Below are 13770 nucleotides of genomic sequence, written 5' to 3' on the forward strand. Positions count from 1 at the left end.
GCAGGAAAATCATGAGCGAGACTAAGGATCTGGCAAAGGTCGTGTTTCAACCGAGCGGCCGGCGGGGCACCTTTCCTGTCGGAACGCCGCTGCTGGATGCTGCCCGCTCGCTCGGTGTCTATGTCGAATCTGTTTGCGGCGGGCGCGGGATTTGCGGCCGCTGCCAGATTTCGGTCTCCGAAGGCGCTTTCGCGAAGGAAAACATCCAGAGCTCGGCAAACCATCTGGCGGGCGCGACCGATGCGGAAAAACGCTATGCGGAACTCCGCAATCTGCCGGACGACCGGCGTTTGTCGTGTCAGGCAAAGATCCTCGGGGATCTGGTCATTGATGTGCCGACAGATGCGCAAACCAACCGCCAGGTTGTGCGCAAGCGCGCAGAAGCCAAGGCCATCGAACCGGCCTCACCGGTTTCACTCACAACGGTGACCATCGCAGAACCCGACATGCATGTTCCGCGTGGCGACGCAGACCGGTTGCGGGAAGCGCTGGAAGCGGCGTCGGGCATTGAAAATCTGACGCTTGATCCAGCCCTTCTCCCAACAGTGCAGACCATCCTTCGCAAAGGGAAATGGACTGTGACCGCTGCGATCCACAAGGACGGCGAGGCTCCGGCAACAATCACGGCACTTTGGCCGGGCGAGAAGAAAGCCGTCTACGGCCTTGCCGTCGATATCGGCTCCACCACCATTGCAGCACATTTGTGCAACCTGCAAAACGGGCGCACCGTATCGTCGCAAGGAACGTCGAACCCGCAGATCCGCTTTGGCGAGGATCTGATGTCGCGCGTGTCCTATGTGCAGATGAACCCCTCGAAACTGCCGGACCTCACCAAAGCGGTCCGCGATGCGATCAATGCCCTTGTTGGCAAGCTGGTTGGCGATGTTGGCGCTGAACGGTCCGATATTCTCGATGCCACCTTCGTCGGAAATCCGGTGATGCATCACCTGTTTCTTGGCATTGACCCGGTCGAGCTTGGCGGTGCGCCCTTTGCACTCGCTGCCTCCGATGCCCTGGGGCTGCAAGCCCGCGATCTTGGCCTTGAACTCAATACCGGCGCGCGGGTCTATATGCTGCCTTGCATTGCCGGCCATGTTGGCGCCGATGCCGCAGCTGCGACCTTGTCGGAAGCGCCCTACAAGTCTGAAGACATCACGCTTCTGGTCGATGTGGGCACCAACGCCGAAATCGTACTTGGCAATTCCGATCGGCTTCTGGCCGCAAGCTCGCCAACCGGACCAGCCTTCGAAGGGGCCGAGATTTCCTCAGGCCAGCGGGCCGCCCCCGGCGCAATCGAACGGATCCGCATCGACAAGGACACTCTGGAACCGCGTTTCAAGGTGATCGGGGTTGATGAATGGTCCGATGAGGACGGATTCGATGAAAAGGTGGACTCCGTTGGTGTGACCGGCATTTGCGGCTCCGGGATCATCGAGGCGGTTGCGGAAATGTATCTCGCCGGCCTGATCACCGAAGATGGCGTGATTGACGGGGCAATGGCCGCGCGCAGCGCTCGGGTTCAGCCCAATGGACGGACATTTTCCTATCAGATCGCGAATCAGGGTGTCGAAATCTCGATCCTTCAGACCGATATCCGCTCGATACAGCTCGCCAAGGCAGCACTTTATGCCGGAGTGAAACTGCTGCAGGACAAGCTCGGCACACCCCATATCGACCGGGTCAAGCTCGCGGGAGCATTCGGCAGCTACATTGACCCGAAATTCGCCATGGTGCTCGGCCTGATCCCGGATTGTGCGCTGGACGGCGTGTCCGGCGTTGGCAATGCGGCCGGAACCGGCGCCCGAATGGCACTGCTCAACATGGGCTATCGCCGCGAAATCGAAAACACGGTCCACACAATTGAAAAAATCGAAACTGCTCTGGAACCAAAGTTCCAGGAGCATTTCGTCAATGCGATGGCCCTGCCGAACAAGGTCGACCCGTTCCCGAACCTCCGGGCCGCAGTCGAGCTGCCGGAGCGCAAGGAACTTCCGCAAACGGCTGACGGCGAAGCTGGCGGCCGCCGAAGACGCAGGCGCGGCTAAAACAGCGGCAAAACAAGTTTATCGAACGGCGGGGCTAAAGGTCTCGCCGTTTTGGTTTCAACGCGTGCCGTTCTCAGGAATCGTAGGAAAACAAAACAAACTTAAATTCAAAGACAGGTTCCGTATGGACACGGGATCAATCCGCCCCCACATAATTGGTAGGCCATACCGAAACGCACATTTTCCTCATTGTTTGCTGCTTTCGGAAAATCCGCCACATGTAACAATTTTCCAGCCAACCGGATCCTTTCAAATGATCGTGTTTATGAAACTCCTGCCGATGATCGGCTCAAGCCTCGTGTTCATGGCGACCGAAGTCGGGTATTTTCTGGCCGCGGATCAGTTCCAGTCGGAAAACCGCACCGGCTGGCTCGCTGGCGACCGGGTCCCGATGCTGGTGACCATCACCTTGTTTGCGATCTTTCTGGTCAGCTTTTTCGGAACCTTCGAAGGCGCCCTGCTCCTGCCCTTCTCGGCAGTCGTTGATGCCTTGATCGGCCTTGTCGCCGTCAGTGTGGCCACTGTTTTCGCCTATGTGATTTATGGGTTTATTGAAAAGCGGCGCACGACGGAAATCTGACAAAAGGCCCGGACTATCGATCAAGCCCAAAGCCACGCTGTAGCCAGAGCTTTTCGCCAACGAGACAGTCATATGGTTCACCGAATGTGATCTGCGCCGGAACCACCGGGGCACCTTCCCGGGGCCCCACGCCGATTTCAAGCACAAGCTTGCGGCGTACGGCCTCGGGAAACTGATCCCAACTGTTGACCGGGATCATGAAGCTGAGCGGACCTCCGATCACGCAGTTGCGATAGTATTCATCCAGATCCGGGATATTGAACTGCGAGCCGTAACCTCCGCTCGTCATTAGCGGCAGTCCGTTAATGGTTATACCGCGCGCGATCGCTTCGTCCCGCGCATCGGTGACAGGCAGTCCCTGATTGTTCGGTCCATCGCCGGAAATATCTATGACGCGACGCTCTGCTTCAAACGGAATGTCATCAAGAACCCTGACCGCATGCCGGATCCCGCCTGAAATGGAAGTGCGGCGCGCACCCTGCCGGTAAACCGTCCGCAAGCTGGCTGCAACGATTTCGGCATCCTCGGAATTTTCAATGATCGACCAGCCAACGATCTCGCGCGCGTAAGTGTTGTTGGCCCATTCGAAAAACGTAATTGCAATCCGTTGATGGGCTCCATAACGAATGGCCTGCAGCACCTCCGCACTGGTAATGGCCGCCGCATAACCTTGGCGCTGAAGTGCCATCTCCTCTTGGGACATCGACAGGGAAACATCAATAGCCAGAACCAACGCGACATCGACCGGTTGTTCCGCCCGCACCGGCAAGAGCGAGGCAAGAAGCGCCGCACTCCCCATGAACAGTTTTTTTGCGCCCCACCCATTCGCCATGGACAGAAGGGTAATTCAAAACAGCGTTCTGGCCATAGCGTCATTTGGCCGGTTCGGGATAAACGATCCGTGAACCGGGCCCGTGTGATTGACGCAGAAGAGTTTATTCTGCCGGCTGGGTTGCCTTTTGCCTCCGGCGTTCAAACTGATAGCTGCCGGCGTCCCACAGCCAGGCTGCCAACCGCCCAAGCCCGATCCCGGTGCGCATTTCAAATTCCTCGTAATGGAAACGCGAGGCACGCAGTCCCCTGGAAATCAGGGCTGCACGCAACTCTTTTCGCATTGCCGATGGACCGCAGAAAAACACATGCGCGCGCCGCAGCTCGCCGCCGAGATCATTGGCAATGCGTCCGGGTACCAGTTTTTGCCCCGACGCTGAGTTCAGAATTGTCACGTCGAGATTGGGAAGTTTCCCGGCCAGCGCCTCCAGTTCCCGGGCGTAGGGAACTTCGCCGGTTTCACGGACACAATAAAAGAGTTGCACCGGTCCCGCATCACGGTCTGCGAGACCTTGCGCAAATGCGAGGAACGGTGTGATGCCAATCCCTGCGCCAATCCAGACTTGCGGATCCCGCCCCTTGGGCATGGCGAAATGGCCAAATGGGCCGGACACGGTGGCCTCGGCTCCCTGTTCCAGCAGACTGTTCAAGCGCGCCGTGTAGTTTCCAAGCGTCTTGACGGAAAATCGAAGTGTCCCGTCCGGCGCAGGGGCGGACGAAAGCGTAAACGGATGCTCCTCGGAAAGCCCCGCGCTTCGGAACGACAGGAACGCGAATTGGCCAGGTCTGTGCCGCAGACCGCGTCCCTGGGGCGCAAGCTCGATCTCGGTTATCGCCCCCAGCCGCCGTGCCGACCTAACGACATACCGATGCCCGCGTGGAGACAAAGGCCGCAGCAACGCCAGCCAGACATAGCTCGCCAATCCCAAAACACAAAAGGCGGATATGTAGACCCCCAGCGGGTCACTGATCTGAAACGGCTTTTCAATGAAAAAGAAATGGAAAAATCCGAGCGCAAAAAACGCGCCGATAAAGCGGTGCGTCCATTTCCACAAGTGATAGGGAATAAAGGTGATCACTGACGCAAGACTCAGGATCAGCAGGCCATACAGGCTGACCTCCCCCACGTCTTCTGCCGCATCGGACAGGGCGCCACCACGCAAACCTGCAATATCCGCATCGATGATATCATGAAGGCCGAGAGCCACCATCGCGACCACCGCCAGCCATTTGTGAAGGACGTAGATCCGGTCGAGGCTGCCGAAAACCGTCTCAAGGCCCAAAACACGGGTTGCAAGAAACTGGTTGATACCCATCAGGATCAACGCCGATGCCCCGAGATATTGGCTGAACACCGCAACAGGATCACGCTGACCGGCAAGCGGAACAAACCATATGAGAGGCACCATTACTGCGGCGGCAATGAGTATCAAACCGAAAGGGCGCATTCTTCTATCCGTTTCTTGGCTTCGGGCTGGAAGCGGACCAACTACCACTTGCGGTAGCTGACTTGCCGCCACCTTTCAAGAGCGGGACAGAAATTGATGCCGTACGAGCATAACGAAGGATTAAAAACAACCTCAGATTGTCGACACAGAGGAACCGGGAGTAGTACAGGGCGCTTTTCCAGCCGCGCCGGGAATTACCTTTGCGCGAAATGGTGTTTCAATTTAAACTGAAGCGTGAAATGACCGGTATGCGGGGGAAGACGAATGTACGGCCCATGCCACTGGCATCACCGGACCGGACCAGCCTACTTTAACCATCGTCACTGGCGGCACAAACACTACCGGGATGACGAGGGCCGCTGGCATGAACAGCCCTGCGGCCCGGAAATTGAGTTTGTATTCTGGTTCATTCCGTGGCGGATCCGTTTCTAGGACCTGTTTCGCTCAAGGGCCCCCAATCCCGTGCCCCACTCAGCCAAACCCGCCACATCAGAAAGACGACTGTTATCCGCGGCGCCGGCCCCGGCGGCGGCCTCCACCTGAATTGGCAGCTTCAGCCTCGCGTGCCGCATCGGCTTCCGTATTCGGCGGCGACACCAGCGGACCGATCTCGCTCAAGACGTCCTGAAGGCTCGGCCGGGCCCCTTTCTGGTGGCTGTCGAGCGCGCCGCGCATTGCGGCCAGGTGTCCGCAGGACGTGCCGCAGCATCCGCCAATGATCCGGGCACCGGCATCCAATGCCATATGGGCGTATTGCGCCATGAGTTCCGGCGTGCCGGTATAGACCACTTCATCGCCGCGAATCTGCGGGATGCCGCAATTGGCCTTGGCAACGACAACGAGATCGGGGTCCGCAGCCGTCATGTCCATAATCGCCGCCAACAGGTCCGAGGCGCCCACGCCGCAATTGGAACCGAGAGCCACCGGCGTGCAGGCGAATTCGGATTTCAGGTCGGCCATGCCCTTGGGGCTGAGGCCCATCATGGTCTTGCCGGCGGTGTCGAAGCTCGCGGTGATCACAAGCGGCACATCAGCGTCTTTTGCAGCCTCTGCCGCTGCCTTCATTTCTTCCGGCGCAGACATGGTTTCGACCCAAAGAACATCCACGCCGCCCTCGATCAGGCCCTCGATCTGCTCCCGGAAGGCTTCAACCCCCTCTTCGTAGCTGAGGGCTCCAAGTGGCTGGAACAGTTCTCCGGTCGGGCCGATGGATCCGGCGATGAGTACCTCACGGTCCGTTTCTTCGGCGACTTCGCGCGCCAGACGGGCACCCGCAGCATTGAGTTCCTTCACACGTCCTTCCGCATTATGCAATTTCAGACGGTGCCGGTTGCAGCCGAAGGTGTTGGTCAGGATGATATCGGAGCCGGCCTCGACAAACCCGCGATGGAGGGCGCGTATCTTGTCCGGTTCATCGACATTCCAGAGTTCCGGAGCGTCGCCTGACGTCAAGCCCATGTCGAACAACGTGGTTCCGGTTGCGCCATCAGCCAGCAAGGCGCCTTTCTTTGCAAGAAGCTCTTCCAGTTTGGACACGTTTTTGTCTTTCCGGTTCGGTTTTGCGTGTTTTGTCGTGCCATAACAGAACCCGCGCAGAAGTCCACGCGGGTTTTGTTGCAATTGATATATGGGTACGGCGGAACGGTTTTTGTCCCGCCATTTCCTGATGTTTTAACCGGTCAGCTTCTCGGCTTCAGGTTTTCCGGATCGTAGAGCGGCTTGTAGCCAATGCCGGTCACTTCGACCGGATAGGTCTCGGAGAAGTATTCGACATTCAGCGTGCGGCCGACTTCACAATATTCGCGCGGCAGATAGGCAAGCGCGATGTTCTTGCCGACCGTCGGTCCGTAGGCGACCGAGGTCGTGTAGGAAATCCGGCCCTCACTGTCGACCAGCGTTTTCCCCGTTTCCGGGTCCATGACCGGCATGGCTCCGACCGGAAAGCGCTGAACGCCGGAGGCATCCGTGTTTTCGGTCATGACAAGGGTGCAAAGCATGGCCGGCTGATGATCACGCGCCCGGTATTCCAGATGCTTTTCCTTGCCGCGGAAGTCGGCTTCCTTGACTTTCGGCCGGGCCAGATCCGCCTCATAGAGATTGTACTGGGTGAGGAGGTCGGCATTTTGCAGCCGCAGGCTCTTTTCCATCCTTCGGGAGTTGGCGTAGGTTTCCACACCGACCGCCATAATGCCGAGACCACGGAGCGCGTCCCACACGGCAAGGCCATCCTCGAATTTCATATGCAGTTCCCAGCCCTGCTCGCCGACATAGGAGAGGCGCAGCGCGCTCACCTGCTTGCCGGCAATCTCGATCTGGCGGATTGCGGCGAAGGGGAAGTTTTCGGGATCAAGTCCGGCCGGGTCGGCAACCACCTTTTTCAAGTTCTCGCGGGCATTCGGTCCCCAGATGCCGATGGTCGTGTATTGTTCGCTGACATCGGTCACCGTGACGTCGAGGCCCTTGTCCTGTGCCATGCGGCGGACATAGTGGAGATCACGCGGACCGGCATCGGCACCGTCAACAATCCGGCACCGGTCAGCCATGCGGAACACCGTCAGGTCGGCGCGCACCCTGCCCTCATCATCCAGGAAGTGGGTGTAGATGCCCTTGCCGATGTTGTTGTCGCCACCGATCTTGGCAGCGCAAAGCCATTCCATCAGCTCGACATGGTCGGGACCTTCGACATCGAACATGAAGAAGTGCGACAGGTTGATGATCCCGCAATCTTCACTCAGCGCCAGGTGCTCGGCATTCGAGACACGCCAGAAATGGCGGCTGTCCCACTCGTTCTCGCGGACCGGAACCTGATTGCCGTATTTTTCGAGAAGATGCTCGTTGGCGGCGTAACCATGGGCGCGCTCCCAACCACCGAGTTCCATGAAGTAGCCGCCAAGCTCGACCTCCCGCTCGTAAAACGGGGACCGCTTGATATTCCGCCCGCCGAGGTAGGGCTCACGCGGGTGAATGGCCGGGAAATAGATCTTCTGCGCAGATTCGTAACACCGCTCCTCGATGTATTTTTCCGTCATTTGGTGCTGATAGAACCGGGAGTAGTCGATGGCGGCGTGATCGATCTCGGTACGCCCATCGGTGATCCAGTCGGCAATCAACTTGCCATAACCCGGTGCATCCTTCACCCAGATTGCCACACAGTACCAAAGGCCGCGCACCTTCTGGCTCTCCCCGCAGGACGGGCCGCCAGCCGCGGAAACCTGCAACAAGCCATTGAACGACCAGGCTTCATTGTAGCCGAGTTCCCCCAGAATTGGCGTCAGCTCCATGGCCCGTTCAAGCGGCTCGATGACCTGTTCCATCTCGAGATCGCGCTGCGAGGGCGACAGACGTGCTTCTTCCTTTTCCTGAAGATCGCGCGGATGGCACATGCGCGGATGGGTGGTTTCGTAGTACCCCCATTCGATCTGACCGCCTTCGGTTGTCTTGGGGTCGCCTGTGTCGCGCATATAGGCCGAGTTGCCCTGGTCGCGCAGCAATGGCAGGCCGATATCCTTGCCGGTTCCTTCGAATTCGTTATAGGGGCCGAAAAATGTCAGCGGATGGTCAACCGGCATCACCGGCAGATCTTCACCGACCATGTTGGCGATCAAACGTCCCCACAAGCCGGCACATACGATGACGTGGTCCGCCATGATCGTTCCGCGGTGGGTGACAACACCTTTGACCCGTCCGTCCTCGACAATAAGCGACTTGGCCGGAGTATTGGCAAATGACTTCAGTTTTCCGCTTTGCTCACCGGCATCAACCAGCTTGCCCGCGACAGCCTGGGAGCGCGGCACCACCAGACCCGCGTCCGGATCAAACATGCCCCCCTGAACCTGATCTTCCTCGATCAGCGGGAACATCTCCTTGATTTCGCTCGGAGAAACCAACCGCACATTGGTGCCGAAGGCCTTGCCCGAGGTCACCTTGCGCTTGATTTCCTCCATCCAGGCGTCGTCACCGGTCCGAGCCACCTCGATACCGCCAATGCGCTCGTAATGTCCCATCTTGTCAAAGAAATCGACGGAGTATTGGGACGTCCATACGGACAGGTAGTCGTGGCTCGTGGTGTAACAGAAGTCGGACGCGTGCGCTGTCGACCCGATATCGGTCGGAATGCCGGACTTGTCGATGCCGACAATATCGTCCCAGCCACGTTCGATGAGGTGGTGGGCGACCGACGCCCCGACAATACCGCCAAGACCGACGATGACGACTTTTGCCCTGTCAGGAAAAGCTGACATGTTTCATTCCTTTTCAATCGACGGGAAGCGCCGTGCCATTGTCACGCCCCCAACTGTTTCGTCCATCCACGAGAGGTATCTAGGGCCGCAACCCGGGCCCCGGCCACCTTTTGAGCGTGCGCCGGATTTCAATCATTCGGTGGTCAGTATCGCGACACACTGCGCGCAGAAATAGCTCAATTGCGTCATCGCAATAGCATCGCGCCGACACGCAGGACGAAAAAGCCGGCCACCGAACACAAACCGCCGGATCATAGTGTTAAACACGTGGAATTCCTGACCATGTTCAATCAGCCAATTGCAATCGTACATGAGGCGCCCCGTTCATCCCCCGGCCCGCTTCCCTGCCTGTGACGTTGGTGCCGGGGAATGCCCGCTTTCACAAAACCTACGGCTCCCCAAACGCAAACCCGCCAACCCAAAGCTGACGCAAGGGCGCTTTGCCGAAACTGTGGCCTTGCCGGAGAACAATTCGCGTGCTCCTTTGTCAGAAGAAACTGTCCCGGCATCTCCGGATCAGGCCACCCGTTCGGGACATGGCCTCGAAGGTGCAAAATATTAAAAAACGTATTCCGGAAAACGAAATCGGCCCCGCAGTGTTTGACAGCGCAAGGAGGCGCGAAATGCCCCAGACGTCCTATCCCTATGCCGACACATACAAGTGCAAGATTACAACGGCCGAGAATGCCGTATCCTCCATCAGAAGCGGCGAAGTCGTTTGCTCCGCCATGGCGATCGGGCAACCTCCTGCCTTGCTATCGGCCCTGGCCGACAGGATCAGATCCCGGGACCTGAAAAGAATAGTTTTTTACTACAAGATCGGCATGAAACCGATCACCGACACAATCCTCGCCGATGGTGTCATCGAACACTCGGATCCGCATTGCTTTTTCGTCGGCGGTGCGGAACGCGAAATCATCAAGCGGCATCTGGAAACGCGGGAAAAGCTGTTCAGCTTCACGCCTTGCCACTTCAGTCAGATCCCGGACCTGTTTGCGAACAATATTGAAGTCGACACATTTATTGCCACGGTATCGTCAATGGATCCCGGCGGCTTTTTTTCCTTCGGAACAAACAACGACTACACATCCATCGCTGCCCGCGCCAGCAAGCGGCTGATCGTGGAAGTCAACGACAACATGCCGCGCGTGTTCGGGCAGTCCCAGATCCACATCAGCGAAATTGACGCCATCGTCGAAAACACGGCACCGCTGATGGAAGTGGAAACGGTCGAGGCTTCAAAGGCCGGACACGAGATCGGGAAGCTCATCGCCCCCATGATCCCGAACGGCGCCACCCTTCAATTGGGGATTGGCCGCGTGCCGTCTGGCGTGACCGCCGCATTGGACCAGCATGAGGATCTCGGCATCCATTCCGAATTGCTGTCTCCTGCCGTGATCGAGATGATCAGGAACGGCAATGTAACCGGACACAAGAAGAGCCTCCACCCCCACAAGCATGTCTTCACCATAGCCCTCGGAAACCGCGACATGTATGACTTCATGAACGACAATCCGGCATTCGAAAGCTATCCGTCTTCCTACGTCAATGATGTGCGGGTCATTGCTCAAAATGACAATCTGGTGTCCGTTAATACAGCGCTTTCTGTTGACCTTTATGGCCAGGTCAATGCCGAGTTCATCGACGACCACGAATACTCCGGATCAGGCGGGCAGTACGACTTTGTGAAAGGCGCCTCGCTCGCAAGAAACGGGAAGTCCATCATCGCACTGCAATCGACGGCAAAAGGCGGGACGCTTTCGACCATCGTTCCGAAAGTCTCCATGGTCACCGACCTGCGCATGGACATTGAATACATTTGTACGGAATTCGGCATGGTCAACTTGCGCGGCAAATCAACCAAGGAACGGGCACTTGCCCTGATCAGCATCGCGCACCCCGACTTCCGGGATGAACTGACTGAAGCCGCCCGCAGAACCGTTTTGATTTAGGAGGTTTCCATGCCGTTCATACAGACAAAGATCGTCAATCACATCGGCACGATTGCCTTCGACAACTACAGCAAGCGCAATGCACTGGGATCGGACATGATCCATGAGATCCTGACAGCGCTTGCGGACATGGAAAACCAGAAAATCCGCGCCATTATCCTAAGGTCAGCCCAGAACGAAGCGGTCTGGTCCGCCGGGCACGACGTGTCTGAACTTCCCAAGAGCAAACTCGACCCCCTGCCCTATGACGATCCACTCCTCCACCTGATCCGGGCGATTCGATCCCATCCAGCGCCGGTGATTGCCATGGTACACGGCGGCGCGTGGGGCGGAGCATGTGATCTCGTGGTCAATTGCGACATCGTGATCGCAGATGAAACCAGTGCATTTGCCATTACACCGGCCAAACTGGGCCTGCCCTATCTGTCTTCCGGATTGCTTCACTTCATGTCACGCATGCCACTCAGCATCGTGAAGGAAATGTTTTTCTCCGCCCTTCCGATTTCTGCGGAGCGCGCGCTCCGTGCCGGACTGGTCAATCAGCTGGCTGGCGAAGCCGAACTCGAAGAGGTCACTTACGACCTTGCAAACACGATTGCATCTCGCTCCGCAGAAGGTGTTACCGTACACAAGAAGATGCTCAACATGCTGAGCGAAGCCAACCCGATCACCCCGGACCAGTTCGAGTATCTCCACGGCTTGCGGCGCGCCGCTTATATGGGGGCGGACTACAGTGAGGGCATCGAGGCATTTCTCGAAAAGCGCACCCCGGAATTTAACAAGTCCTGACGTACAGAATGTACCTTTTTTGCTCTTCCAGCGCGCCGGGACCTGTACCCATGCCGCATTTGAGGTAACAAGAGACGCTTATGAACGCAGATTGGATTCGCGGGTGATTGAAACTCACGAACCGATAATGATGACTCTCATTGCTGGAGCACGAATAAATGTCTGACGCCGCTGCATCCGCCGGACGTCGTGGGAGGTCCGCCCGCCGGGAACGCCGCAAAGCCGGCCCGGGTGGATTGAGCACGCCCTACATCACGCGGGGCATCCCCGTCTTTGAAGTCCTGAGTGACGAAGGTGCGGAAAAGATCGAAGCGCAGACCGACCGGATACTCGCGGAGATCGGGATCGAATTTAGGGAAGCTCCGGAAGTCTTGAAGCTCTGGAAGGACGCAGGGGCGGATGTTGATGGTGAACGGGTTCGTTTCCCCAAAGGCATGCTGCAGGAGCTGATCAAGACCGCGCCTTCCCAATTCACCCAGCATGCGCGGAACCCGGCTCGCAATGTGGAAATCGGCGGCAAAAACCTGGTGCTCGCCCCGGTCTACGGTCCTCCCTTCGTGACAGACCTCGATCAGGGGCGCCGCTATGGCACGATCGAGGATTTCCGGAATTTCGTAAAGCTCGCCTACCTGTCGCCCTGGCTGCACCATTCGGGCGGGACAGTCTGCGAACCGGTCGACCTTCCGGTCAACAAGCGCCATTTCGATATGGTCTATTCCCATATCAAATATTCGGACAAGCCGTTCATGGGATCGGTCACGGCACCTGAACGTGCTGAAGATTCGGTCAAGATGGCGCAGATCACCTTTGGTGAGGACTTTGTCGACCAGAACTGCGTAATGATCCAGCTGATCAACGCCAATTCACCACTGGTGTTCGACGCAACCATGCTTGGCGCGCTTCAGGTTTATGCCAAGCACAACCAGGCCTGCATCGTCTCACCCTTCATTCTGGCCGGTGCCATGAGCCCGGTGACGGTTGCAGGAACCCTGTCACAGGTGCTGGCAGAAGCCTTGGCCGGCTGCGCGTTGACCCAGTTGATCCGTCCTGGCGCACCGGTTGTTTTCGGTGCCTTCGTCAGTTCCATATCCATGCAGTCGGGCGCCCCGACATTCGGAAGCCCGGAAGGGTCTTTGCTTCTGAATGGTGCGGCAAAGCTTGCGCGCCGTCACGGGTTGCCGTTCCGTTCAGGCGGTTCATTTACAGCATCGAAACTGCCCGACGCCCAGGCGGCCCAGGAATCCGCCCAGACGATTACCGCCACGGTTCAAAGTGGAGTGAATTTTGCGCTGCATTCGGCAGGCTGGCTCGAGGGTGGGCTTTGCTCGTCCTACGAGAAATTCGTCATGGATTCCGACCAGCTCGGCATGATGCACGTGCTTGCCAAAGGTATCGACATCTCCGACGAGGCTATGGCAATGGATGCGCTTCAGGAGGTTGGCCCTGGAGGTCATTTCCTCGGCGCAGCACATACGCAACGCAACTTCGAGAGCGCGTTCTACCGATCCGCCATCGCCGACAACAATTCCTATGAGCAATGGCTGGCCGACGGCGAACTGGATGCCGCCAAACGCGCCAACTCTCTCTGGAAGGAGCAGCTGCGGGCCTATTCCGGACCCGAACTGGATCCTGCAATCGACGAGGCGCTCTTGACCTTCATTGCAGAGCGCAAGGCGTCTTTCCCCGACAGCAACGTGTGAAACAACTAAAAACTGCTGACCAAGGCGGCGCATTTTTGCGCCGCCTTTTTTGTTACAAAGACTGCATCTGCTCAGAATTCCCCTCAAGCATTCAGACAAGACGTTGTAATATTGCGGCTTTACCCGTTGCCAAAACGCCGCAAGTACCAATTAAAACAACACAAACACTACAATTTCTAACAGT

9 protein-coding genes are annotated in these 13770 nt (G+C 57.7%); 5 read left to right on the forward strand and 4 right to left on the reverse strand.

Translation table 11 applies throughout. The annotated features are described in order from the left end of the window. Nucleotides 1-11: 11 nt before the first annotated feature. Together E1297_RS23160 and E1297_RS23165 are read left to right on the forward strand one after the other, a co-directional pair. On the forward strand, nt 12-2045 hold the full coding sequence (locus E1297_RS23160) for an ASKHA domain-containing protein (protein WP_155142717.1): 2034 nt from the start codon (nt 12-14) through the stop codon (nt 2043-2045). A 253-nt stretch (nt 2046-2298) separates the two neighbouring features. Next, on the forward strand, nt 2299-2625 hold the full coding sequence (locus E1297_RS23165) for a hypothetical protein (protein WP_155142719.1): 327 nt from the start codon (nt 2299-2301) through the stop codon (nt 2623-2625). Nucleotides 2626-2638: 13 nt separating this feature from the next. Here the strand turns inward: E1297_RS23165 and E1297_RS23170 are convergent, their stop codons facing one another. The 4 genes from E1297_RS23170 to E1297_RS23185 all read right to left on the reverse strand — a co-directional run bounded on the left by E1297_RS23170 (nt 2639) and on the right by E1297_RS23185 (nt 9145). After that, nucleotides 2639-3424, reverse strand: a complete 786-nt coding sequence (locus E1297_RS23170) for a DUF1194 domain-containing protein (RefSeq protein ID WP_244327861.1) — start codon at nt 3422-3424, stop codon at nt 2639-2641. Nucleotides 3425-3560: 136 nt separating this feature from the next. Beyond that, the gene (locus E1297_RS23175) at nt 3561-4904 is read right to left on the reverse strand and encodes a ferric reductase-like transmembrane domain-containing protein (RefSeq protein ID WP_155142724.1); all 1344 of its coding nucleotides are present in this window, start codon (nt 4902-4904) and stop codon (nt 3561-3563) included. Between the two features lie 504 nt (nt 4905-5408). Next, nucleotides 5409-6440, reverse strand: coding sequence for a betaine--homocysteine S-methyltransferase (bmt, locus tag E1297_RS23180; protein ID WP_368669654.1), 1032 nt, complete (start codon nt 6438-6440; stop codon nt 5409-5411). A gap of 143 nt (nt 6441-6583) precedes the next feature. After that, nucleotides 6584-9145 (reverse strand): FAD-dependent oxidoreductase, encoded by a 2562-nt coding sequence (locus E1297_RS23185; RefSeq protein WP_155142726.1) that lies wholly within the window; start codon nt 9143-9145, stop codon nt 6584-6586. Between the two features lie 623 nt (nt 9146-9768). Between E1297_RS23185 and E1297_RS23190 the strand changes: the two genes are divergently transcribed. The 3 genes from E1297_RS23190 to E1297_RS23200 all read left to right on the forward strand — a co-directional run bounded on the left by E1297_RS23190 (nt 9769) and on the right by E1297_RS23200 (nt 13586). Further along, nucleotides 9769-11097 (forward strand): acetyl-CoA hydrolase/transferase family protein, encoded by a 1329-nt coding sequence (locus tag E1297_RS23190; protein WP_155142728.1) that lies wholly within the window; start codon nt 9769-9771, stop codon nt 11095-11097. A gap of 9 nt (nt 11098-11106) precedes the next feature. Next, nucleotides 11107-11886 carry a methylmalonyl-CoA decarboxylase gene (gene scpB, locus E1297_RS23195; RefSeq protein ID WP_155142730.1) on the forward strand — a complete coding sequence of 260 codons (780 nt, stop codon included), beginning with the start codon at nt 11107-11109 and terminating at the stop codon, nt 11884-11886. 158 nt (nt 11887-12044) lie between these two features. Further along, nucleotides 12045-13586, forward strand: coding sequence for a trimethylamine methyltransferase family protein (locus E1297_RS23200; RefSeq protein WP_155142732.1), 1542 nt, complete (start codon nt 12045-12047; stop codon nt 13584-13586). Nucleotides 13587-13770: the final 184 nt, after the last annotated feature.

It is taken from the genome of Roseibium sp. RKSG952, assembly GCF_009711355.1.

Excerpts from the sequence above, each read along its gene's own strand:
- E1297_RS23175 (WP_155142724.1), bottom strand. The coding sequence starts at position 4,904 with ATGCGCCCTTTCGGTTTGATACTCATTGCCGCCGCAGTAATGGTGCCT.
- E1297_RS23170 (WP_244327861.1), bottom strand. The coding sequence starts at position 3,424 with ATGGGGAGTGCGGCGCTTCTTGCCTCGCTCTTGCCGGTGCGGGCGGAA.
- scpB (WP_155142730.1), top strand. The coding sequence starts at position 11,107 with ATGCCGTTCATACAGACAAAGATCGTCAATCACATCGGCACGATTGCC.
- E1297_RS23185 (WP_155142726.1), bottom strand. The coding sequence starts at position 9,145 with ATGTCAGCTTTTCCTGACAGGGCAAAAGTCGTCATCGTCGGTCTTGGC.
- E1297_RS23200 (WP_155142732.1), top strand. The coding sequence starts at position 12,045 with ATGTCTGACGCCGCTGCATCCGCCGGACGTCGTGGGAGGTCCGCCCGC.
- E1297_RS23165 (WP_155142719.1), top strand. The coding sequence starts at position 2,299 with ATGATCGTGTTTATGAAACTCCTGCCGATGATCGGCTCAAGCCTCGTG.
- E1297_RS23160 (WP_155142717.1), top strand. The coding sequence starts at position 12 with ATGAGCGAGACTAAGGATCTGGCAAAGGTCGTGTTTCAACCGAGCGGC.
- E1297_RS23190 (WP_155142728.1), top strand. The coding sequence starts at position 9,769 with ATGCCCCAGACGTCCTATCCCTATGCCGACACATACAAGTGCAAGATT.